General features: G+C 69.4%; 20 protein-coding genes. 9 read left to right on the forward strand and 11 right to left on the reverse strand.

All coding sequences use genetic code 11. The features are described from left to right. Window positions 1-47: 47 nt before the first annotated feature. A complete protein-coding gene (locus tag ACL9RL_RS00890; protein WP_422778324.1) occupies window positions 48-791 on the reverse strand; it encodes an SDR family NAD(P)-dependent oxidoreductase in 744 nt (247 codons plus the stop codon). A gap of 114 nt (window positions 792-905) precedes the next feature. On the opposite strand from ACL9RL_RS00890, the gene ACL9RL_RS00895 reads away from it, so the two are divergent. After that, window positions 906-1493, forward strand: a complete 588-nt coding sequence (locus ACL9RL_RS00895) for a TetR/AcrR family transcriptional regulator (RefSeq protein WP_422778325.1) — start codon at window positions 906-908, stop codon at window positions 1491-1493. Window positions 1494-1590: 97 nt separating this feature from the next. Here the strand turns inward: ACL9RL_RS00895 and ACL9RL_RS00900 are convergent, their stop codons facing one another. Both ACL9RL_RS00900 and ACL9RL_RS00905 read right to left on the reverse strand, forming a co-directional pair. Further along, window positions 1591-2268 carry a response regulator gene (locus tag ACL9RL_RS00900; protein ID WP_422778326.1) on the reverse strand — a complete coding sequence of 226 codons (678 nt, stop codon included), beginning with the start codon at window positions 2266-2268 and terminating at the stop codon, window positions 1591-1593. Continuing rightward, window positions 2265-3569: a sensor histidine kinase gene (locus tag ACL9RL_RS00905; protein ID WP_422778327.1), complete on the reverse strand. Its 1305-nt coding sequence runs from the start codon at window positions 3567-3569 to the stop codon at window positions 2265-2267. The genes ACL9RL_RS00900 and ACL9RL_RS00905 overlap by 4 nt, the downstream gene beginning before the upstream one ends. Window positions 3570-3780: 211 nt before the next feature. Between ACL9RL_RS00905 and ACL9RL_RS00910 the strand changes: the two genes are divergently transcribed. Next, complete coding sequence (locus ACL9RL_RS00910) at window positions 3781-4476, forward strand: ABC transporter ATP-binding protein (protein ID WP_422778328.1); 696 nt, start codon at window positions 3781-3783, stop codon at window positions 4474-4476. Next, the gene (locus ACL9RL_RS00915; protein WP_422778329.1) at window positions 4473-5771 is read left to right on the forward strand and encodes an ABC transporter permease; all 1299 of its coding nucleotides are present in this window, start codon (window positions 4473-4475) and stop codon (window positions 5769-5771) included. The genes ACL9RL_RS00910 and ACL9RL_RS00915 overlap by 4 nt, the downstream gene beginning before the upstream one ends. A 224-nt stretch (window positions 5772-5995) precedes the next feature. Here ACL9RL_RS00915 and ACL9RL_RS00920 read toward each other — a convergent pair whose 3' ends face one another. The 3 genes from ACL9RL_RS00920 to ACL9RL_RS00930 all read right to left on the reverse strand — a co-directional run bounded on the left by ACL9RL_RS00920 (window position 5996) and on the right by ACL9RL_RS00930 (window position 10378). Further along, complete coding sequence (locus ACL9RL_RS00920) at window positions 5996-6805, reverse strand: tyrosine-protein phosphatase (protein ID WP_422778330.1); 810 nt, start codon at window positions 6803-6805, stop codon at window positions 5996-5998. Further along, the gene (locus tag ACL9RL_RS00925) at window positions 6802-8637 is read right to left on the reverse strand and encodes a SulP family inorganic anion transporter (protein WP_422778331.1); all 1836 of its coding nucleotides are present in this window, start codon (window positions 8635-8637) and stop codon (window positions 6802-6804) included. The genes ACL9RL_RS00920 and ACL9RL_RS00925 overlap by 4 nt, the downstream gene beginning before the upstream one ends. Window positions 8638-8788: 151 nt before the next feature. Further along, the gene (locus ACL9RL_RS00930; RefSeq protein WP_422778332.1) at window positions 8789-10378 is read right to left on the reverse strand and encodes a LuxR C-terminal-related transcriptional regulator; all 1590 of its coding nucleotides are present in this window, start codon (window positions 10376-10378) and stop codon (window positions 8789-8791) included. A 365-nt stretch (window positions 10379-10743) separates the two neighbouring features. Here ACL9RL_RS00930 and ACL9RL_RS00935 point away from each other — a divergent pair, with 365 nt between their 5' ends. Next, the gene (locus tag ACL9RL_RS00935; protein WP_422778333.1) at window positions 10744-11382 is read left to right on the forward strand and encodes an HdeD family acid-resistance protein; all 639 of its coding nucleotides are present in this window, start codon (window positions 10744-10746) and stop codon (window positions 11380-11382) included. A 98-nt stretch (window positions 11383-11480) separates the two neighbouring features. Here ACL9RL_RS00935 and ACL9RL_RS00940 read toward each other — a convergent pair whose 3' ends face one another. Together ACL9RL_RS00940 and ACL9RL_RS00945 are read right to left on the reverse strand one after the other, a co-directional pair. Continuing rightward, a complete protein-coding gene (locus ACL9RL_RS00940; RefSeq protein ID WP_422778334.1) occupies window positions 11481-12488 on the reverse strand; it encodes a hypothetical protein in 1008 nt (335 codons plus the stop codon). 256 nt (window positions 12489-12744) lie between these two features. Beyond that, window positions 12745-13026 carry a hypothetical protein gene (locus ACL9RL_RS00945; protein ID WP_422778335.1) on the reverse strand — a complete coding sequence of 94 codons (282 nt, stop codon included), beginning with the start codon at window positions 13024-13026 and terminating at the stop codon, window positions 12745-12747. Between the two features lie 219 nt (window positions 13027-13245). On the opposite strand from ACL9RL_RS00945, the gene ACL9RL_RS00950 reads away from it, so the two are divergent. Both ACL9RL_RS00950 and ACL9RL_RS00955 read left to right on the forward strand, forming a co-directional pair. Beyond that, window positions 13246-14001, forward strand: a complete 756-nt coding sequence (locus ACL9RL_RS00950) for a DUF1254 domain-containing protein (RefSeq protein WP_422778336.1) — start codon at window positions 13246-13248, stop codon at window positions 13999-14001. Beyond that, entirely contained in the window at window positions 13998-14762 is a 765-nt protein-coding gene (locus ACL9RL_RS00955) for a DUF1214 domain-containing protein (RefSeq protein ID WP_422778337.1), read from the forward strand. The genes ACL9RL_RS00950 and ACL9RL_RS00955 overlap by 4 nt, the downstream gene beginning before the upstream one ends. Here the strand turns inward: ACL9RL_RS00955 and ACL9RL_RS00960 are convergent. Both ACL9RL_RS00960 and ACL9RL_RS00965 read right to left on the reverse strand, forming a co-directional pair. Next, window positions 14729-15568, reverse strand: coding sequence for a lysostaphin resistance A-like protein (locus ACL9RL_RS00960; protein ID WP_422778338.1), 840 nt, complete (start codon window positions 15566-15568; stop codon window positions 14729-14731). The two genes, ACL9RL_RS00955 and ACL9RL_RS00960, sit on opposite strands and share 34 nt — an antisense overlap. Continuing rightward, window positions 15565-16437: a lysostaphin resistance A-like protein gene (locus ACL9RL_RS00965; RefSeq protein ID WP_422778339.1), complete on the reverse strand. Its 873-nt coding sequence runs from the start codon at window positions 16435-16437 to the stop codon at window positions 15565-15567. The genes ACL9RL_RS00960 and ACL9RL_RS00965 overlap by 4 nt, the downstream gene beginning before the upstream one ends. Window positions 16438-16604: 167 nt before the next feature. Here ACL9RL_RS00965 and ACL9RL_RS00970 point away from each other — a divergent pair, with 167 nt between their 5' ends. The 3 genes from ACL9RL_RS00970 to ACL9RL_RS00980 all read left to right on the forward strand — a co-directional run bounded on the left by ACL9RL_RS00970 (window position 16605) and on the right by ACL9RL_RS00980 (window position 19452). Further along, a complete protein-coding gene (locus tag ACL9RL_RS00970; RefSeq protein WP_422778340.1) occupies window positions 16605-17366 on the forward strand; it encodes a TetR/AcrR family transcriptional regulator in 762 nt (253 codons plus the stop codon). 11 nt (window positions 17367-17377) lie between these two features. Then, entirely contained in the window at window positions 17378-18541 is a 1164-nt protein-coding gene (locus tag ACL9RL_RS00975) for an epoxide hydrolase family protein (protein WP_422778341.1), read from the forward strand. Between the two features lie 230 nt (window positions 18542-18771). Next, window positions 18772-19452, forward strand: coding sequence for a tetratricopeptide repeat protein (locus tag ACL9RL_RS00980; protein ID WP_422778342.1), 681 nt, complete (start codon window positions 18772-18774; stop codon window positions 19450-19452). A gap of 273 nt (window positions 19453-19725) precedes the next feature. Here ACL9RL_RS00980 and ACL9RL_RS00985 read toward each other — a convergent pair whose 3' ends face one another. Then, window positions 19726-20220: a MarR family winged helix-turn-helix transcriptional regulator gene (locus ACL9RL_RS00985; protein WP_422778343.1), complete on the reverse strand. Its 495-nt coding sequence runs from the start codon at window positions 20218-20220 to the stop codon at window positions 19726-19728. Between the last annotated feature and the right edge of the window lie 67 nt (window positions 20221-20287).

Here is a 20287-nt window from a genome sequence, read left to right on the forward strand (position 1 = left end):
CCTCCCCTCGCGGGGTGCGTGGGCCCGGGGTGCGGGCCCGGGATGGGCTAGACGGCGATGCGCCCGCCGTCGACCGGCAGGATGGCGCCGTGGATGAACGAGGACGCATCCGTGGCGAGGAACACGATCGCGTTGGCGATCTCATCGGCGGTTCCCGGACGGCCTGCCGGGCCGAGCGTCGCCTGGGCGTCGAGGGCATCGCCCATCACGGCGGTCCCCTCGGTGCGCGTCGGGCCGGGACCGACGGCGTTCACCCGAACGCCCTTCGGCCCGAACTCCGCCGCCCACGACTTGGTCAGCAGCCCGAGGGCCGCCTTGCTCGCGCCGTAGAGCGCCATGCCATTCGCGCCGAACTCGGCGACCATCGTGGTGATGTTGACGATCGCGCCTGCACCGCGCTCCGCCATCAGCGGTGCGAGCGCCGCCACGAGGAAGTACGCCGCCTTGACGTTCGTGTCGAACACCGCGTCGAAGACCTCCTCGGTCGTCTCGGCGGTCGGCCCGAACGGGAAGATCCCTGCGCTGTTGACGAGGATGTCGATGCGGCCGCCGGCGAGCACAACGGCCTCGGCCGCCGCGCGCTTGGCGGTCTCCTCGTTGTGCAGGTCGGCTTCGAGGAAGTCGGCGCGTCCGTTCGCCGCACGGATCTGCGCGACGACCTCGTGGCCTCGCTCGGCATTCCGGCCGGCGACGACGACGTGGATGCCCTGCGCTGCGAGTTGCACCGCGGTAGCGCGTCCGATGCCGCTCGTTGCGCCGGTGACGAGGGCGGTTGTTGGTGGGTTGGTCATGCTGACTCCTTAACTGAACAGGTTTGTTTAGCTTTGCATACTCTTGCCAGCTCCGACCGCCGTCCCACCTGGGGAAACGCTGTAAACTGAACAGACCAGTTCAAGGAGTTCGTGATGACTGACATCCCGCGCACACGTCGGCGACCCGCCCTCGAACGCGTCCTGAAAACCGCCGATCAGCTCTTCTATCAGAACGGCATCCACGCCACAGGCGTCGACACGATCGCGGAGACGGCGAACGTGTCCAAGGCGAGCATGTACACGTACTTCCGGAGCAAGGACGACCTCGTCGGCGCCTACGTCGAGGGCCGGAGCCTCGCCTGGCGCGAGTACCTCACCGAGCAGCTCGACGCATCCGAGGCCGACCCGACCGAGAAGATCCTCATGATCTTCGACCTCCTGGGCGAGTGGTTCCTGACCGAGGGCTTCAACGGGTGCCCGTTCATCAATGCGGAGGCAGAGTGCCCCAGGGACTCGCCCGCGCACCTCGTGAACCTGCAGCATCGCACCTGGATCAGGTCGGTGTTCGTCGCGCTCATCGAGCAGATCGGCGGAGTCGATGCGTCGAGCGCCGCCGCCGTCAGCATCCAGCTCGCGATGGTCTACGACGGTGCGATGGTCGGCGCGCACACCGAGCCGTCGGTGCCGTGGGCTGCGCAGGCCCGTGCTGCCGCCGCGGCGATGCTGGCCGCCGTGCGCTGAGTGACGAATGCGTTCTCGCGAGGGGAGGCATACCGTCGTTGCGCGCGCCCGGGAGGGACGATACGCCTCCCCTCGCGAGAGAGAGGGACGGCCGGGGTCAGCCGGGGTCGCCGGCGCGGATGACGCCGCTCTCGTAGGCGACGATCACGAGCTGCGCCCGATCGTGGGCGTGCAACTTCGTCATGATGCGGTTGACGTGCGTCTTCGCGGTGAGCGGCGAGATGACGAGATGCTCGGCGATCTCCGCGTTCGAACGGCCCTTCGCAACGAGCGCGAGCACCTCGGCCTCGCGCTGGGTCAGCTGCGCCAGATCGACCCGGGTGGGCGATGTCGACCACTCGGCTGCGCCCGGCCGGATGAACCGGTCGATGAGCGCACGCGTCGCCGTCGGGGAGAGCAGGCTCTCGCCCTGGTGCACGGCCCGGATCGCCTGTACGAGCGCCTCGGGCTCTGCACCCTTCCCGATGAACCCGCTCGCCCCGGCCTGCAGCGCCCGGATGACGTTCTCATCGTCCTCGAACGTCGTCAGGACGAGGACCCGGACCTCGGCCGCCGACGGATCGGCGACGATGTTCGCGGTCGCCGCGATGCCGTCCATCTCCGGCATGCGGATGTCCATCAGGACGATGTCCGGGTGCAGCTCACGGGTCGCGGCGATGGCTTCGAGACCGTTGGTCGCAACACCGACGACGTCGATGTCCGTCTGCTCGGACAGGAGCGCGACGAGCGCCGTGCGGATGAGGGACTGGTCGTCGACGATGAGGAGCGAGATCATCCCGTCCGCCCCTCGGCAGGCAGCACAACACGCAACCAGAACATCGTGTCCGTCGGCCGGACCTCGACCGTTCCCCTGACCGATCGGACGCGCTCACGGATGCCCTGCAGCCCGTGGCCGGACGGCGCAGGGCGGCCGCCCAGCCCGCCGTCGGCAGCGCCGGCCGCAGCGGCAGCGCCATCAGCAGCAACCGCGGCCGGCGCCACCGGATTCGTCACCACGATCTCCACCCGCTCAGGCTCGAAGCGCACCCGCAGATGGGCCCGCCTGGCCTGACCGTGCTTGTGCGCGTTGGTCAGCGCCTCCTGGACGACACGGTAGGCGACCACGTCGGTCGCCGCCGGCAGCTGGACCTTGGCGCCCTCGAATCGTGTGGTGACGTCGAGCCCGTTGTCCACGAACCGTGCGACGAGCGCCTCCAGACGGTCGAGCCCGGGAGCCGGAGCCGCCGGCGCAGCAGGCGCAGACGGCAACGAGAACGGCGACGACGACGCATCGGCACCCGCACCGGAACCGCCATCAGAACCACCATCGGAATCGAGTCGCAGCGTGGTCAGCAGCTCACCGATCTCGCCCAGGACCGTCCGGGCGGCGCGGCGGATGGTCACGAGCGCCTCCTTCGCGGTCTCCGGCTTCGACTCCATCGTCGTCGACGCGACCCCCGCGTTCAGACTGATCACGGCGATCTCATGGGCGACGACATCGTGCAGGTCCTGCGCGATGCGCAGCCGATCCTCCGCGACCCGCCGCCTCGCCTCCGACTCCCTGGTCTCCTCCGCACGCACCGCACGATCCGTGATGGCGGCGATGTACGCGTGCCTCGCCCGCGTCCCCTCACCGGCCGCAGCGGCGAACCCGATCGTCACCGCCACCTGGATGATGTGCGAATCCGCGAACGAACCGCCGACGACGACGAGCAGCACACTCGAGCACACGACGGTCGCGACGGCGGCCACGATCGTCGTCCGGCGGTTCCGGCGGACGGCGAGGCCGAACATCGCGATGGCGCTCGCCAGGATCGCACCCGGCCCCGTCGACCCGAGGATCACACCGACGCCGAAGAACCCGACGCACGCGACGAAGATCGCGAGCGGCCAGCGGCGGCGCAACGGCAACAGGAGCGCCGGGATCACGAACATCGCGATGGCGAATCCGCCGAGGCCGTCGATCAGCCCGGCGACGCCGTACTCGCTGAACGCCATCCGGCCCGGGTTGCCGAAGGGAGTGAGCCCGCCCGCGACGACGAACACGAAGGCGATGACGTCCTTCACCCAGTTCGGGATGCGGGCGATGACGCTCATGCCCACCTCCTCAGGGTCGTAGGCCCAGTCTGCCGCATCGGTCCATGCATCGCGTCCCCTCTGCGGAGTACGGCGGATACCGCACCCGCAGTACCCGAAGATGCCACGCAGGGCAGACGCGCCGGGCGACGTGCGCGAGGAGGCTGGTCACACGGCCAAGCGACGGCCGGCATCCGATCGTGCACACGACGGACCACATCGAGGAGACACCATGGCAGCACCCATCATCTCCGCCAAGAACGTCCACAAGACGTACGGGCGCGGACAGAACCGCTTCGATGCGCTCAAGGGCGTATCGCTCGACATCCATCAGGGGGAGAGCGTCGCGATCGTCGGCAAGAGCGGCTCCGGGAAGTCGACGCTGATGCACGTCCTCGCCCTCCTCGACAGCCCGAGCGAGGGGATGGTGGCGCTCGCCGGGCAGGACACGGCCACGCTCCGCGGGCAGAAGCTCAACCGCGTCCGCAACGAGACGTTCGGGTTCGTGTTCCAGCAGTTCTTCCTCACCCCGAACACCTCGGTGCTCGACAACGTGATCCTGCCGCTCAAGATCGCCGGCGTCGGCCCGAGAGAGCGCCGCCGCCGCGGGATGGCCGCGCTCGAACAGCTCCAACTGTCGGACAAGGCCAAGAACAAGGCGACCGACCTCTCCGGAGGACAGAAGCAGCGCTCGGTCATCGCTCGGGCGCTCGTGAACCAGCCGCGCGTGATCTTCGCCGACGAGCCGACGGGCAACCTCGACTCCGCGACGGGCGCCGTGGTGGAGGACATCCTCTTCGACCTCAACCGTGATCAGGGCATCACCCTCATCATCGTCACCCACGACGAGGAACTCGCGGCCAGGTGCGACCGCCGCATCTACGTCAGAGACGGCCTCATCGTGAACGAATTGGAGCGTGCGGCATGAGAACCGTCGACGTCCTCGGCAGCGCCATCGCGAACACCTTCCGCAGTCGGACGAGAACCATCCTGACGATCCTCGCCATCTTCGTCGGCGCGTTCACCCTCACGATCACGAACGGCCTCGGCACCGGGATCAACCAGTACATCGACCAGACCGTCCACGCGATCGGTGCGACCGACGTCCTCACGGTCACCAAAGCGGTCGACCCCGGCACGAAGACGACCGATGGGCCGCGCAAGTACGACCCGGACACGGTCACGACGGGAGGCGTCGGCCCAGGCGGGCAGACGACCGTCGCCCTCATCACCCCGACCGACCTCGACGCGCTCGCCGCCGTGCAGGGCATCGACAGCGTCAAACCGACGAAGACGGTCAAGGCCGACTACATCGTCCACGGCGACGGGACGGCGTACGTGATCGGCATCGGCGCGTTCGTGCAGGGGCAGAAGCTGCAGCTCGCGACCGGCGCCCAGCCGGACTCGTCGAGCACCCCGCAGATCGTGCTCCCGTCCGACGCGATCAAGCCGCTCGGCTTCAGCTCCGACGCGGCATCGCTCGGGCAGACGGTCACGATCAGGGTGACCGATGCGACGAAGGCGACCCACCTCATCGATGCCGACGTGATCGGCGTGTCCGAGCAGGGCGTCGGGACGGCCGGCTCGAACGCGGTCCCGAACGATGCGCTCATGAGTCAGCTGTACACGGCGCAGAGCACGGGCCTGACCGCGGCGCAGAGCGAGAGCTACGCGCAGGCGTCCGTCCGGTTCGACCCGAAGCTCACGGCGAGCGAGGTCACCTCGCTGCAGTCGCGACTGACGACCGCCGGCTTCAACTCGACGACGGTCGCGCAGCAGCTGGGCACGTTCAAGACCGTGATCGACGCCATCGTGACCGTCCTCAACGCCTTCGCGGTCATCGCGTTGCTCGCCGCGAGCTTCGGGATCATCAACACGCTGTTTATGTCGGTGCAGGAGCGGACCCGCGAGATCGGTCTCATGAAGGCGATGGGCATGTCGAGCGGGAAGGTGTTCGGGCTGTTCAGCTACGAGGCGCTGTTCATCGGGTTCCTCGGGAGCGCGATCGGTGCCGGCCTCGGGATGATCGTCGGATCGCTCGTCGGCGGTGCACTGTCGACGACCGTGTTCTCGAATCTGCCAGGACTGACGCTCATCGCGTTCAACCCGGTGTCGATCCTCACGACGATCGTCGTTGTGATGCTGCTCGCGTTCGCAGCCGGGACGCTGCCGGCGGCGAGGGCCGCGCGGCAGAACCCCGTGGAGTCGTTGCGCTACGAGTAGCGGCGCTGCGCGGTGCTGCGGGGTGCCGCGGGCACCGCACGGCAGCAGGAGTACCGCACCGCAGGGACCGGCATCGGTCGTTGAGCGAGACCCGGTCGCTGAGCTTGTCGAAGTGACGACTGCGCGGGTTCGGGCCCTTCGACAGGCTCAGGGACCGGGTTGGCGACTGCGCGGGTTCGGGCCCTGTGGCGCGGTTCTCCTTCTGCCAGGGGTCGCCGGCGGCGTCAGGCGGGCTGCGTGAACCGCTCGCGCAGCGCCGCGAGCTGCTCGTCGGTCAGGCCGAGCCCGTCTCGCGCGTAGTCCTCGATCGTGCCGAAGCGGGTGCGCAGCTCGTCGAGCGCCGCCTCCAGGTAGCTCTCGCGCACCCCGAGGAGCGGTCGGATGAGTTCCGGATCCACACCCTTGCTCGCCACGAACGCGAGGATGGGGTCCGTCATGGGCGCCAGATCGACGTTCGTCTCCAGGTAGTCGGCGAGGATGTCCGCCTCGCTCGCGCCGAGCAGCAGCAGGAACGCCGTCGCGGCCCAACCGGTGCGGTCCTTGCCCGTTGTGCAGTGGAAGAGCGCGGCCCCCGTGCGGTCCGCATCGATCAGGTCGAGGAAGAACGCACGGTACGAGGCGATGGCGGAGGGCAGGCTCACGAAGTTGCGGTTTGCCTCCTCCATCTGCCCGATGATGGCCTCCCGGTCAACGGTCGCAGCGAAGGCGACGGGATCCACGAGCAGCAGGCCGGTCGCCGCGGCGTTCTGCGCGTTGTCGGCGAGGACGTCGAGCCACACGACCCGCGTGGTGTCCGGCACGTTGTCCAGGTCGCCCTCGCCACCGCGTTCCGCCGCCGTGCGGAGGTCGTACACGGTCGTGACGTCGAGTTCGGCGAAGGAGGCGACATCGTCACCGGCAAGCTTCGCGAGGGTCGCGGACCGGTAGAGCTCGCCTCGGCGAACGGCGCCGCCGGTGACGGGGATGCCGCCGAGATCGCGGAGGTTCGGCGCGCTCTGCAGGACGACGCGGCGGTCGAGGGGTTCCGTGGTCATGATGACTCCTTCGAGGTGGATGCGGACGTGGGGGTCTGGGCGGGATCGGACGTGGCGATCGAGGCGGTGACCGAGGCAGGGATCGAGGCAGCGTCCGAGGCGGTGACCGAACCCGAGGCGCCGGCGGACACTGCTGCGGACTCCTCCGAACGCGCCGCGACGTCGAACGCCGCGATCGCGACATCGAGGTCGCTGTAGACGTGCTCCGGGTCGATGCGATCCATCAGCTCGTAGCGGTGCAGCGCGGAGAGGAGGGCCGGCTCCGGGCGGGCGAGCGCCATCCGGATGGAGCGGGCGTGGAGCGAGGTCATAAGCCCGGCGAGGTCCTCACCGGCCGAGTAGTCGACATCGGGGATGCCGGCGCAGTCGAGGATGACCCAGCGGACCGGATCCGGGGCACCGTCGACCGTCCGTTCGAGACGGTCGGTGAATCCGGCGGCGTTGGCGAAGAAGAGCTCGCTGTTGAAGCGGTACACGAGCAGCCCCGGCCTCGTCTGCACGCCGGGCTCGGCCGGGAGGTACCCGTAGCCGTCTGGGCGCACGTCCAGGACGTAGGCCGGCGCACGGTACTGGCGGGCGATCACGTTGAGCAACGACAGCGCGATCGCGACCATGATGCCGGCGGTGACCCCCACGACCACCACGGCGAGCATCGTGATCACCGCGACGATGTACTCGCCCCGATGCCGGCTCGCGATGCGGCGCAGTCCACGGGTGTCGATGAGGCCGGCCCCGACGACCATCACCACACCGGCGAGGACCGCGATGGGCAGCTCGGCGAGGAGGTCGGTGAGGAACAGGACCACCACGAGCGTGACGGCGACGACGACGAGGTTCGCGACCTGCGAGCGCCCCTTCGCGCTGTCGAGGATCTGGGTCTTGGTCGGCGATCCGTTCACCACGAAGGTGCCGCTGAGTCCCGCGGCGAGGTTCGCGGCGGCGAGGCCGAGGATGTCCCGGTTCACGTCGGAGCGGTCGCCGTGCTTCATGGCGAAGCTGCGCGAGGTCGCCGCGCTCTGCGCGATCACGATGAAGAAGCACGCGAGCGCGGTGGAACCGATCGCGAAGACCTCGCGGACCGTGACCCCGCCCGGCAGCCCGAACTGCGGCAGTCCGCCCTCGACCTGACCGACGACCGCGACGCCGGCGCCGGCGGCATCGGTCACGGTCGCGACGACGAGGAGGCCGACGACGGCGACGATCGCACCGGGGATCTTGGGCACGAAGAACTTGAAGACGAGCAGGATGGCGACCGTGCCGAGTCCGTACGCGAGCGTCGGCAAGGACGTGTCGCCGAGGTGCGAGATCCACGCCCACTGCTTCTCGAACCAGTTCCCGCTGCCCTTCTCCACACCGATGAGGTCGGGGATCTGGTTCGTCGCGACGCTGATGCCGATGCCGGAAAGGAAGCCGATGAGGACCGATGCGGAGAGGAAGTCGCCGAGGAAGCCGAGCCGGAACAGCCGCGCGAGCACCAGCAGCACACCGGTGACGAGCGCCACGAGCGCGCACAGGGCCGCCCATCGGGGAGAGCCGGGGTCGACGCCGGGGATCGCGGCCGCGGTGATGCCGGCGGCGAGGATGGCGGCTGTGGCGGAGTCGCCGCCGACGACGAGCAGGCGCGAGGAGCCGAGCAGTGCGAACGCGGCGAGCGGCAGCAGGAGCGTGTACAGGCCGGTGACGATGGGCGTCTGGGTGATGGAGGTGTACCCCATCACCTCCGGGATCGCGACCGCGGCGAGGGTGAGTCCAGCGAGGACGTCCGGCCCGAACCAGGCGAGTCGATACCCGCGCAACGACCTCGGGATCAGTGCCTGTGTTCGCTTCGCCATGCGGTCCTTTCGCTCCAAGGGATCATGCTATCGGCGGCGAAGCGGCGCACAGGGGCTGTCGAGGACCAGTTAATCGAGTGTTTCGGCGCGTGGGGGTACCCTCCGGCGGCACGCGGGTGCGCGCATCCAGCCCTCGGGTGCAGCGGTGTCGTCAGGATGCGGAATGCGAGCGCGGGTGCTGGGTCCCGGGCGCGGCCGGTCCGATCCAACCCTCGTGCCTCGCCCGGAGGACGGCGGCGTCCCGACGGGTGACGTCGAGCTTGTCGTAGACGACGCGCAGGTGCTTCTTGAGCGTGTTGATGGAGATGTACAGGGCTGCGGCGATGTCGGCGCGGCTGAGGTCCGTCGCGAGCATCTCGACGACCTCCCGCTCGCGCGGCGTCAGATAGGCGGGAGGAGCGGGAGGAGCTGGGAGGACCGGAAGGTCCGGAAGGTCCGGGGTGGCGGAAGCCGAGGGTGAAGCCGATGCCGCCGGCAGATGGACGGAACCGAACCGCCGCACCTCGACCGGGAACAGCTCCCGCTCCGACTCGCTCAGGCCGCCGGCGATGCTCGCGCTCGCACGCAGGACGAGCAGCGCCTCGTCCTCACGGTCCAGGGCCAGCAGGGCCTCCACGATGCTGGCGGATCGCCACAGGTCGAGGCGTCGCATGGCACCGCTGCCGAGGTGGTCCGCCGTCCTGGCCGCCGTGCGGAGTGCACGTTGCGGTCGATTGCCGCGTGCCTCGATCCGCATGAGGACCAGACGTGTGCCGATGAACTCCTGATCGGCCGCCGCCGCGAACCAGGCGGCCGAGCGCGCATCGCCCTGTTCGAGCGCCCGGTTCGCGCGGATGAGCGGCAGGACGCTTCCCGAGAACCCCTTCCCTGGGACGTACGGGAACGGGATGCCCTCCAGCATGGCGATCCTGGCGCTCAGATCCTGCACCCGCCCGGCGCGCACGTGCGCGCGATGCAGCGCGATGGCGTAGAACGGCCACATCTCGCCGACGTCCGCGAGCGGCAGCGAGTGCACCGTCTCCAACGCGAGATCGGGTGGTGTGGTGTCGAGCATCGACTCGGCGAGCATCGCTGTGACATCGATGCGCGGTTCGATCCAGCTGATGCTCCGCGGCAGCGACGCGGCATGGTCGAGGACGATGCGCGCCTCACGCTGGTCTCCGAACGCCGCGTGGAGCAGTGCACTCTTCACGAGCGCGTCGCGCGAGAGGCAGACGAGGGACGCGAACGATGCCTGGAACCGCGCCCCCGTGAAGATGGTGAGCGCGCGGTCGAACTGTCCGGCGAGGATCGCCGTGATGCCGTGCTGCACCGTGATCATGAGGTCCCAGCCGCCGCGTGCGTCGAAGACGGGCTGCAAGGGGGCGACCGCACCGATCGAGTCGAGCAGGGCGAGCGCCTCCGTGACCGATCCGCGCATCCTCAGGTCGATCGCCTGGGCGAGCTTCATCACCGCCGGCATCTCGGTCGTGGTGTCCGGCGGTGTCCCGACGTCAGAGGAGGCCGGTGCCGAGGCGGCGGGCGCGTCCGCTGGCGCGCCCGCGCCCGCGCCTGCATGTGCGCTCGCGCCGTCCTGCGCTGCGGTTCGCCTGTCGTGCTGCTCGAAGCGGCCGGCGTCGCCGCCACGGACGAACATCAGGAATCCGCTCGCGAGCCCGTTGTCCGGGACGCCGGCATCGACGATCGCCTCCAGGATCGCGGCCAGTCGCTCCGGCCTGAACCCATGCCACGCTTCCGGCAACGACTGCTGGATCAGTTCGAACGCGCCGGTCGTGTCGCCAGCGTCCAGCAGACGCTCGACACGCGCGACGTAGTCGGCGAGCTCCGTGCTGACACCGCTGGAGAACTGGTGCGATTCGCGCTGGATAACGGGTCTCTCCTGTGCTCAGGCAATGTGGTGGCGCCGACGCGCATGCACCGGTCCGGGAGGCTGCGAAGCGGGACCGGTCCGTCTCATTTATACCAATCGTGCGGCGGCGATGAGCGCCGGACGTCCGTTCGGGGCGCCCTTTTTCGACGCAAATATCGCCCCGCAGGCGACCGGGCATCGCCCTGTCGGCGTGATTGGCTGAAAGCCGCCCACCAGCCCCCATCAGAAGGAACCCCATGACCGCAAACGTGTCCGCCCCAGAGGGCGAATCCGTCTCGCAGAACGCAGCACAGAACGCGTCGCAGAACGCCGCCCTCCCGGAGGGCGACCGCCCGGGAAGCGGCACCAGATTCCTGTTGGGCATCGGCGGTGTGCTGACCGCGATCCTCGGCGTCATCGTGCTCGCCCACCCGGTCGCGACCGGGGCGTTCGCGCTGCGCCTCATCGCGTTGCTCGTCGCCCTCTACACACTCGTGATCGGCATCATCTACATCGTCTCGGCGATCTCGGAGCGCGACCGCAGCGGATGGCGTCGGGTCGGCGCCGCCGTGCTCGGCGCGTTGTTCATCGCCGGCGGTGTGTTCCTCGCGTGCAACCTGCTCGCCGTGGAGGTCCTCCTCCCGGTCCTGATCTCGGTCACGGTCGGTGTGCTGTGGCTCGTGGAGGGCATCGCGGTCCTCACGGTCGTCGGCCAGCAGACGGAGAGCCGCGGCTGGCGGATCTTCTCCGGTGTGATCAGTATCCTCGCCGGCATCGCCCTGCTGCTCGCGCCGCTGTCCGGCATCGCGACCCTGTGGTGGCTGACCGGCATCGCGATGGTGGTCCTCGGCATCGTGCAGGCCGTGCGGTCGTTCTCGAAGCAGTCGGCGGCCTGACCCCTGACGCCTGCCTGACTTCGTGCCGTAGAAGGAGAACCGCACCAGGGAAGGACGCTCTCGCGAGCGGGACCTTCTCTGGTGCGGTTCTCCTTGTCTCAGGCGGCCGACGTCGGCCGCTGCGGACGGCGATCGCCGCGGCTGCGGCCGATGGCGAGGGCGCCGACGCCCAGGGCCACCGCGCACGCGGCGACGAGCGCCGGCACGCTGACCTCCGGGCCGGTCTCGGCGAGCGTTCCGCCCGTCGCGGAGGCGGCCGGCGGTGCGACCGCGGGAGCGGCTGCGGCTGCGGGTGCGGGTGCGGGTGCGCCGACGACTGCCGGTGCCGCGGGTGCTGCCGGTGATCCGTCGCCGCTGGTCCCGCCGCTGTTCCCGCCGCTGTTCCCGCCACCGTTCCCGGCACCGTTCTCCGTGCCGACGGTGATCGTGAGCGTTCCGGAGGCGGAAGCATCGTCGTCCCGGGTGCCGGGCGTCACCGGTGCCGACCAGGCGATGGTCTTCGTGCCGCTCGTGACGAACTTGAAGCGGTTGAGCTCGGCGTTGTACGCGAATCCGGGGTCGTCGGAGGTCGGAACGATGACCGTGCCGTCACGATTCGTGATCGGGTTGTCCAACACGACGAGCCGGTCCACGGACGGCAGGGTGACCCGCTGATCGTCGGCAGAGAAGGAGTGCTGCACAACGAGGTCCTTGAGCGCGCCGAGGTTCGCGACACGGTTGTCGTCGAGGCTGATCCGGTCGAGGCTCGACCCGGCTTCGGCGAGGTTCCGGCCGAGGGCTCCGAGCGGTGCGACATCGATGATCGCGTTGTCGTCGAGGTCCAGCGACGCGAGACCCGTGACGTGCTCGATGCCGGTCAGATCCGTGATGCCGAGGCCGGCGCAGTCGGCCTGGAGGTCCAGCGCCGGGTCGCTCACCGCTCCCGCGCGGATGGTCGCGTCCGGATCCTGGCCGAGCATGTGGTTCAGGCAGGTCTTGAGGGCTGGGTCCGGGATCGTGATCGAGTCGTCCACGGCCGACGCCGGTGCGGCGGCGACGAGGGACAGGGCGAGGACCGCGGCGCCCAGGGCGCTGCCGGTGAGAGGTTTCGCATGGCGGAGGGGCATTGTTCGGGTCTGTCCGTTCTGGTGGGTTGCGAACACGGCGCGACGAACCGGAACGTGCCAGGCCACACTGTCGGCGGGCGGCATCGTCCGGGTCCTGGCCGTACCCCGTGAGGGGCGTCTGACGCCAGCCAGCAAATGTCGGGTTGCTAGGAACCGGGCGTCGAGGACGTGTCAGTCTGACGCAACCGCCGCCCGCGCGCACCGCCGACGTCCAAGAACCCGAACCCCGCAGGGCCCAGCGGGTCGCCCAAGGGCATCAGGAGCCGAAGAACCGGCCGATCTCCCAGTCGGTCGTGTTGAACGGCTCGGCCCCGTCATCCGCGTCGCGGTCGTCGTCGGCCACTTCGAGCGACGAGATCGACACGGGGACGCCGGGGGAGAGGAGGATGCTGATCACCACGTTGCCGACGACCGTGACGTCGATGAACCGCCCACCGCCCTGCACGGCCTCCTCGGCGTTGCGTTTCAATTCGTCGAGTTGTGTGCTCTGCGCGAGCTCGTAGGAGTGCCCGTCGATGGTCAGTGTTGAGCGTCGCACCGCGCCCTCCTCGTTCGCATGTTCCCAAGGATCCTCACGCTACGCCTGCCCGGCGCCCTGTCGTCAGCCCTTGACGAACGTCACGGTGATCGTGCAGGGAACCCCGTTCACCCGAACGAGGTGATCTCGTCGGCGAGCAAGCGGCGCAGAGTCGTCTTGTCGAACCCGGCGATGTCGCGACACCGTCGGGAGGTGAGCGGTGCGAGGGACGGAGCGGACATGGGCGAGTCGAAGCGAACCGGATTGAGCGCTGCGCAGGCGGCGGCCTCGTTCACCCCGGCGCATCCGGACCTGCCGCACGCGGCAGGAGCCCCCGCACAGGTGGGCAGTGACAACACCGTTGAGGCACTCGCACGGATCGTCTTCCTCTGGGCGTACCCGGGCGTCGACACCTTCGGCCGGACGAACATGTGGGAGATCATGGCCGGGCGCCGCGGCACCATGCTCGGGATCCTGCCGGCTGCTCCGAAGAACCACACCGGCGGACTCGGCGACTACATGAGCCCCGCACAACGCTGGGTCGTCACCCCGAACGCGGACACGATCTACGGCGCAGGATTCTGCGATCTGCGCTCGGAGGCCGTTGTGGTGCAGACCCCGACGGACGTGCCGGAGGGCCACTACTGGACCATCCAGATCGTCGACGTGATGACGAACGTCGTCCATCAGCTCGGTTCGGCCTCCGGCACGCCCGGCGGGAAGTATCTGCTCGTCGGGCCGACGTGGGAAGCGTCAGGGCCCGAGGACTCCGTTCCCGAGGGGTTCGTCGACGTCCTGCGGTTGCCGACGGAGGTGGGAGCCGTGCTGCCGCGCAGTTTCGCCACGCAGGACGCGGACGGCAAGGCTCGGGCGCGGGCCGTGCTCAACCAGATCGGCATGTACCCGCTGTCGGAGACCAGGACGGGCAGTTCGACTTCGCGTACGACACGTATGCGACGCACGCGATCTACCCGGAGGGCGTCACTGCCGAGATGATCGCAGCGAACCCAACGGCGAGCCGGCCCGACTGGGTGCGCCCGGCCTCGTTCTGGACTGATCTCGGTGCGATGCTCGATGCCTGCACCCACTTCGGGCCGGACGATGCCGCGATGGCCGACCAGGCACGGGCGCTCGTCGAGTTGCACCGGACCCACGAGCGGCTCCGGGGCCTGCTCGATCGGGTCGCCTGGTCTGCGTTCGCGGACCTCCACGCGGTCGCCGACTACATCCAGGCCGGGCTCGACGCCGGCAACGGGTGGCGTCGCCAGCCCAACGGCGGACGTTGGGGGAGCGACTGGTACGGACGGGCCATCGCATCGGTCATCTACATCTTCGTCAACGACTTCGAGGAAGCGCTCTACCTGACGAGAGGGCTCGACGCGGACGGCGCGGTCCTCGACGGGCACCACCAGTACACGATCACCTTCGACGCGGAGGAGCTCCCGCCAGTCGACCCGTCACGTGGCGGCTTCTGGTCGATCACGATGTACGACGCCGACATCTTCATGGTGGCCGATCCGCCGAACGGCCGCGTCAACCTCGGGACGGCGTACCTCGATGCCGGTGCGTTGCGCATCGTCGACGGCACCCTCACGCTGCACCTCGGTTCCGAGGCGCCGGCCGACGACGACGCGAAGGCGAATTGGCTTCCAGCACCCGCCGGAGCGTTCTGCCTCGCGTTCCGCGGATACGTGCCGCAGCGCCCGCTCGTCGAGGGGCGGTATCAGCTGCCAGAGGTCGTCCGCTCCGCGGAGTGAGCTGCGCGTCTGGCGAGGACGTCGCGGCGGATGCAGCTGACCAGGAGGGCGATCGCGAGGACCCACAGGGTCCACTCGATGGCGATGCTCACGGGGCCGAGGCTGACGTCCGAACTCGGACCGGACTGGACGCCGCCGCCGACGCGCAGCACGAAGTCGTCGAGGGCGTGCAGCACGATCGGCACCCAGAGCCTGCCGGTGGCGAGGAACGCGCCGTAGAGCACTGCGCCGTCCAGCGCGGTGACGCCCACCTGGAACGCGATGACGCCCGGCGGGACACCGTTCATGAGGCTGCCGATGCTGTGTCCGGCGCCGAACAGCAGCGAGGTGGCGATGAGGGTCACCGTCTCGCCGTGGTGGGCGCGGATGGAGGCGCGCAGGATGCCGCGGAAGAATAGCTCCTCGCCGAAGCCGACGAGCGCCGTCACCGCTCCGACGAGCAGGATCACGCCGAGCTGCCACCGATCGGCGGGCATCGTGACGAGGACCGTGACGGATTGGGCGAGCAGGAGCACGGGGATCGCGAGCAGCCACCATCGGCGGGGCGTGGTCTCGAATGCGGCGGGAGCGCGCCAGACCTGATCGCGCCATCCCGCCCAGCGCACGAAGAGGACACCGGCGACGATGAGCGGGATGAGGACCGGGAAGTGTCCGAGCGCGAGGTCGGCCAGCGGGTCGGATTGCGGGAAGGCCCCGGTGAGGAGGTTCGCGACCCCAGCGGCTCCCGCGACGTACACGGCGGCCGCTGCGAGGCCGACCCAGAAGCGTTGCGGCACACGGATCGGGGTCGTGACGGTACGGCTCATGCAGCGACTCGGATGGTGCCGGATGCCTCAGCTCCCGATCCGGCGACGCGTCCGCGGATGAAGATGAGCAGCACGAGGCCCACGGCGATGACGGGCAGGTTGCCGAGCCCTGCGATGCCCGTGAGCGCGCCCGCCGCGGGGTACGTCGTCTGCAGGAAGATGCTCGGGTCGGTGCTCGCGTGGAGCAGGATCGGCCAGATCAGGTTGCCGGTGACCCGCAGCGCGAGATACATGCAGATGCCGAATGCGAAGGTGTACACGAGCTGGATGAGCGTGGCGAAGAGCGACTGACCGGTCAGGAGGTTGCCGGAGTGCAGCGCGGCGAAGACCGCCGCAGATACCGTCGCGACGGCGATCTCCGGGTGTCCGGCCTTTCGCATGAGGTTCACGACGAAGCCACGGGTGAGGACTTCCTCGGCGAATCCGATGAACAGGCCGGCGAGGAGCCACGCGGCCACGCGATCGAATCCGGCCGTTCCGTAGTCGATCGTTGCGAATCGCAGGATGTTGAAGAGCAGGACGACGGCGACGGCGATCCACATCCAGGCGCGGCCGCGGATGGGTTGGAGGGCGAACAGCTCGCCCAGCCATCCGATCGACAGTGCGAAGATCACCAGCAGGACTCCGCCGAGCGCGATGGGGAGCGCGGTGGTGATCACGATGTAGGGGGCGGTGCCGGCTTCCAGTCCACCCGTGAAGGGCAGGAAGAGGAGGCCGCCGAGCTGATACACGACGTAGTAGACGGCTGCGAGGACGACGGCCTTCCACCAGCCGCCTCGTTCCCAGAACCGCTTCCACGGGGAGAGCGATGCGTGGGCCGCGCGGGGTGCGGGCGGCGTGGGCGGTGTGGGGGCGGGCTGGCCGGTCATGAGGCTCCAGTTCGTCGGAAGGTCAGCTTCGGCATGCGGTCGCCGACAACCCCGAGAATAGCGACAATCGTCGGTTTGGCAGGGGATCTGCGTCACGGTGACTGCGCAGATGACAGTTTGCTGTTAAGAATGGGCTATGTAGCCCATTCTTAAGCTACGGTCGTCGTATGAACGAGACGACGGACCGGGTGGCCGGGCTCACGGCGAAAGGGCGCGCGACGCGCGAACGGATCGTCGAAGCTGCCGCAGAACTCATGCACGCCGAAGGCTTCCAGGGTGCGACGAACGAGGAGGTGCGCGCAGCGGCCGCCATCAGTGGCTCCCAGCTGGGGCACTACTTCCCGGACAAGGAGAGCCTCGTGCGCGCCGTCATCGCGCATCGTGCCGACCAGGTGGTCGTCATCGGGCGGGCGCCGGTGTCGCCTGGCGAGGGCGGGACGGTTGCTGCCGGGGCGCGGGGCGCTCCCGGGGTGCCGGGCGCGCCTGGCGACGGACTCGCCCTGCTCGACAGCATCTCGCGCCTTCGCCAGTGGGCCGACTTCTACCTCGAACGCGAGGAGGTCTGCCTGACCGGGTGCCGCTTCGGCTCCCTCGCGAGCGACGTGCTGAAGTCCGATCTGGACGTGCGCGACGACATCTCGACCGGCTTCTCCCGCTGGGCGGACGTCTTCCGCGACGGGCTCGCCGCCATGCGCGACCGGGGCGAACTCCGGGCGGACGCCGAACCCGAGCGACTCGCGTACGTGCTCCTCGCCGCCTTCCAGGGCGGGATGCTGCTCACGCAGGCCCAGCGGAGCATCGCGCCCCTTCGGGCATCGCTCGGCGGCGCGATCGACTACATCGCCACCTTCCTGCACCCGTCCGACCCGACCGCTCCCTCCACCTCCATCGCCCCCTCCAACTCCATCACCCCCTCCAACCCCACCTGAACGGAAACGACATGACCACCCCACCCGCGCTGCCCACCCCGGTGCCGGCTCCCATCACCGAGGCGGCCGTCGCCGACCTCATCGAACGTGTGCAACGGACGCGATGGATCAACAACCCCTGGGCGGACGATCCCGCACGGGGCATTCCCGGCCGCACCCTCGACGCCCTGCTCGAACACTGGGGCGACGACTACGACTGGCGCGCACACGAGTCCCGCATCCGCGAACTGCCCTGGGTGCTGACCGGCGCGGAAGGAGACACGCTCAGGTCGATCCACCAGCCGAGCGCCGATCCGTCCGCGACGGCGGTCGTGCTGCTGCACGGCTGGCCGGACTCCGTCCTGCGTTTCGAGCGGGTGCTCCCGCTGCTCGGTGACGTCCACGTCGTCGTCCCGGCGCTGCCCGGGTTCCCGTTCTCGGTGCCCGTCTCCGCGACCGGCTCTGCGTCCGGCTCTGCGTCCGGCTCTGCCCCGGGCGGCGAGGCCATGTCCGTCGAGCGGATCGCCGACGTCGTCGCGGCGGCGCTCGCCGAGCTCGGCTACGAGCGCTACGTCGTGTCCGGCGGTGATGTCGGAGGTATGGTCGCCGAGGTGCTGGCGGCGAAGCACCCCGACCGTGTCGCGGCGTTGCACCTCACCAACGTCGCTCCGGCGCACGCGGCGACCGTCGACATCGCGACCGTTCCGGCCGATGTCGCCGCGTACCTCCGCGGGGTCGGGCAGTGGCGGCAGGGCGAGGCCGGGTTCATCGCGGAGCAGGCCACCCGGCCGAGCACGCTCATCGCATCGCTCGGGGATTCTCCGGCTGGGCTGCTGGCGTGGGTCGGGGAGAAGCTGCTGGCGTGGTCGGATGGCGCTGGTGCTGGCCGCGACGTTCCCGCGTTCTCGCCCGATGAGCTGCTGACCTGGGTGTCTGCGTACTGGTTCAGCGGCACGATCGGCACCTCCTTCTCCACCTACGTCGAACCGGCGGTGCTCCCGGCGCACATCGACGCGCCGACGGTCGTCTCGGCGTTCGCGAACGACATCATCCCGGCTCCCAGGAGCTTCGCCGAGCTCTTCGTCGACGTGCGCGAGTTCATCGAGCACAGCGACGGCGGCCACTTCGCCGCCTGGGAGCGGCCCGAAGCGTATGCGGCCGACCTGCGGCGGGCGGTGGAGTTGTCGCGCAGCTGAACGTGCGGCCGGATGCCGCACGCCGATAAGCGGCGTCAACGGGGTCTGGCCACATCGTCGCGTCGCCGCTATCCTGGCAGGTTCCGCGCGCTGGAGATCGTCTCCGGTCGGTCGCAGGCGTCATCGCCGCCGACCGGAGAGATCGGGGCGTTGTGGAGGATCGTGGCGTGGATCGGGAGAGCGGCGGAAGTCGGGGGAGTCACGGAGTTCGGGAGAGTGGCGGGGCCACGATGGCCGAGTCCGAGCGGGCTTGGGACGCCGGGCGGCGGTCCGACGCGCTCCGCGTCTTGAAGGAGGCCGTGCGCAGGGATCCGTCGGACGACCTCGCCCGTCGCGCGCTGGCTGAGCGTTACCGTGAACTCGGGAACCCCGATCAGGCGGGGCGGTGGGGGATCGGCATCGACGGCTGGACGACCGCCCTCGAACGTGACCGTCTCGCCCGGCTCCTCGCCGCATCCTGGGTCTCACCGCGCACCGCGGCCGCGTTCCTCGCCCTTGAGGATGCACCATTACCATCGGCGGTGACCGAGCTGTTCAACGGGCCGGTCGCCGCGCATCGCGAGCAGCTCGGTGCCAGGATATCGGCCAGATCCGGTGGCTTCCGGGTGGAGCAGACCGGCGCCGAGCGATGGTCGGACGCCGTCTTGTTGCTCTGGGGGTGCTGGTTCTTCGGTTCCCTGATCGCGATGGCGGCGGTGTCCGTCGTGGCCCTGTCCGCCGGGGAGACGACCGCCTTGGCGCGGGTGCTCCTCCTGGTGAGCCTCGGGTTGCTCGCGCTTGCGGCTGCGGTGAATGCGACGTCGTTGTTGCTCGGCGGATCGAAGCGTTGGGGGTGGGTTTTGGCAGCCGTGGCCGTGGTCGTCGGCGCCGTCGCGCTGCTTCTGGGCGTCAGCGGCTGGCCGCTCGGCTGAGGAGCGCCCGCGTCCGCCGGGCGAGCGTCAGGACTCGAGGTGCTTCTCGAAGAAGACCCGCCGAAACCCGTCTTCGGTGCGACGATGCGTCTCCCGATAGCCGCGCCGAGGATAGAAGGCCAGGTTCTCCGCCATCGCCTCGTTCGTGTACAGCCGCACCCGGTTCCTGCCGGCGTCGCGGCCCCGTCGTCCGGGCGTGCCCGGTCGAGGAGCCAGTCGTCCGCGCGTTCCATCCAGACAGTCCAGCACACTCCGCGTCGGCAGGTGTGCGGCTCAGTCCTCCTGCGTGTCCACGGCCGGAACCGCGTCTGCTCGGCCGGTGACCGTGCGCCGGAGGTCGTGGAGCTGTTCGCGGAGCGCGGCGAACGCCTCGTCGGAGAGGCCCGTCGACGTCTCGACCGCGATCCGCACGGGTGTTGCTCGGGTCTCCATCGCCCTGCCCTCGTCGGTCGTGTAGATCTGCACGACCCGTTCATCGTGGGTCGACCGCGCCTTCACGATGAGGCCGGCGCGTTCGAGGCGCTGCAGGAGCGGGGAGAGGGTGCCGGAGTCCAGATCGAGCGCGTCGCTCAGGTCGGCGACGGTCCGCCCCTCCCGCTCCCAGATGGCGAGCATCGTGAGGTACTGCGGATACGTCAACCCGAGTTCCTGGAGCAGGACGCGGTAGGCGCCGGAGACGGCTTTCGACGCAGCGTAGAGCTGGAAGCAGAGCTGGTCGTCGAGGAGGGCGTGTTGGGAGGCCGGCGCATCACTCGATTTCGACGTCATCGCATCATGCTAGCCCGTTGCCGTGTGTACAATTCAATTGCACGCAACTTAGTTGTGCACAATCAAA

The sequence above is a fragment of the Plantibacter sp. Mn2098 genome (assembly GCF_049319745.1).
GTDB lineage: Bacteria > Actinomycetota > Actinomycetes > Actinomycetales > Microbacteriaceae > Plantibacter.

Coding starts and splice junctions, on each gene's coding strand:
- ACL9RL_RS00915 (WP_422778329.1), top strand. CDS start 4,473: ATGAGAACCGTCGACGTCCTCGGCAGCGCCATCGCGAACACCTTCCGC.
- ACL9RL_RS00980 (WP_422778342.1), top strand. CDS start 18,772: ATGGCCGAGTCCGAGCGGGCTTGGGACGCCGGGCGGCGGTCCGACGCG.
- ACL9RL_RS00940 (WP_422778334.1), bottom strand. CDS start 12,488: ATGCCCCTCCGCCATGCGAAACCTCTCACCGGCAGCGCCCTGGGCGCC.
- ACL9RL_RS00960 (WP_422778338.1), bottom strand. CDS start 15,568: ATGAGCCGTACCGTCACGACCCCGATCCGTGTGCCGCAACGCTTCTGG.
- ACL9RL_RS00975 (WP_422778341.1), top strand. CDS start 17,378: ATGACCACCCCACCCGCGCTGCCCACCCCGGTGCCGGCTCCCATCACC.
- ACL9RL_RS00910 (WP_422778328.1), top strand. CDS start 3,781: ATGGCAGCACCCATCATCTCCGCCAAGAACGTCCACAAGACGTACGGG.
- ACL9RL_RS00955 (WP_422778337.1), top strand. CDS start 13,998: ATGATCGCAGCGAACCCAACGGCGAGCCGGCCCGACTGGGTGCGCCCG.
- ACL9RL_RS00985 (WP_422778343.1), bottom strand. CDS start 20,220: ATGACGTCGAAATCGAGTGATGCGCCGGCCTCCCAACACGCCCTCCTC.
- ACL9RL_RS00905 (WP_422778327.1), bottom strand. CDS start 3,569: ATGAGCGTCATCGCCCGCATCCCGAACTGGGTGAAGGACGTCATCGCC.
- ACL9RL_RS00900 (WP_422778326.1), bottom strand. CDS start 2,268: ATGATCTCGCTCCTCATCGTCGACGACCAGTCCCTCATCCGCACGGCG.
- ACL9RL_RS00890 (WP_422778324.1), bottom strand. CDS start 791: ATGACCAACCCACCAACAACCGCCCTCGTCACCGGCGCAACGAGCGGC.
- ACL9RL_RS00920 (WP_422778330.1), bottom strand. CDS start 6,805: ATGACCACGGAACCCCTCGACCGCCGCGTCGTCCTGCAGAGCGCGCCG.
- ACL9RL_RS00925 (WP_422778331.1), bottom strand. CDS start 8,637: ATGGCGAAGCGAACACAGGCACTGATCCCGAGGTCGTTGCGCGGGTAT.
- ACL9RL_RS00950 (WP_422778336.1), top strand. CDS start 13,246: ATGGGCGAGTCGAAGCGAACCGGATTGAGCGCTGCGCAGGCGGCGGCC.
- ACL9RL_RS00965 (WP_422778339.1), bottom strand. CDS start 16,437: ATGACCGGCCAGCCCGCCCCCACACCGCCCACGCCGCCCGCACCCCGC.
- ACL9RL_RS00895 (WP_422778325.1), top strand. CDS start 906: ATGACTGACATCCCGCGCACACGTCGGCGACCCGCCCTCGAACGCGTC.
- ACL9RL_RS00935 (WP_422778333.1), top strand. CDS start 10,744: ATGACCGCAAACGTGTCCGCCCCAGAGGGCGAATCCGTCTCGCAGAAC.
- ACL9RL_RS00970 (WP_422778340.1), top strand. CDS start 16,605: ATGAACGAGACGACGGACCGGGTGGCCGGGCTCACGGCGAAAGGGCGC.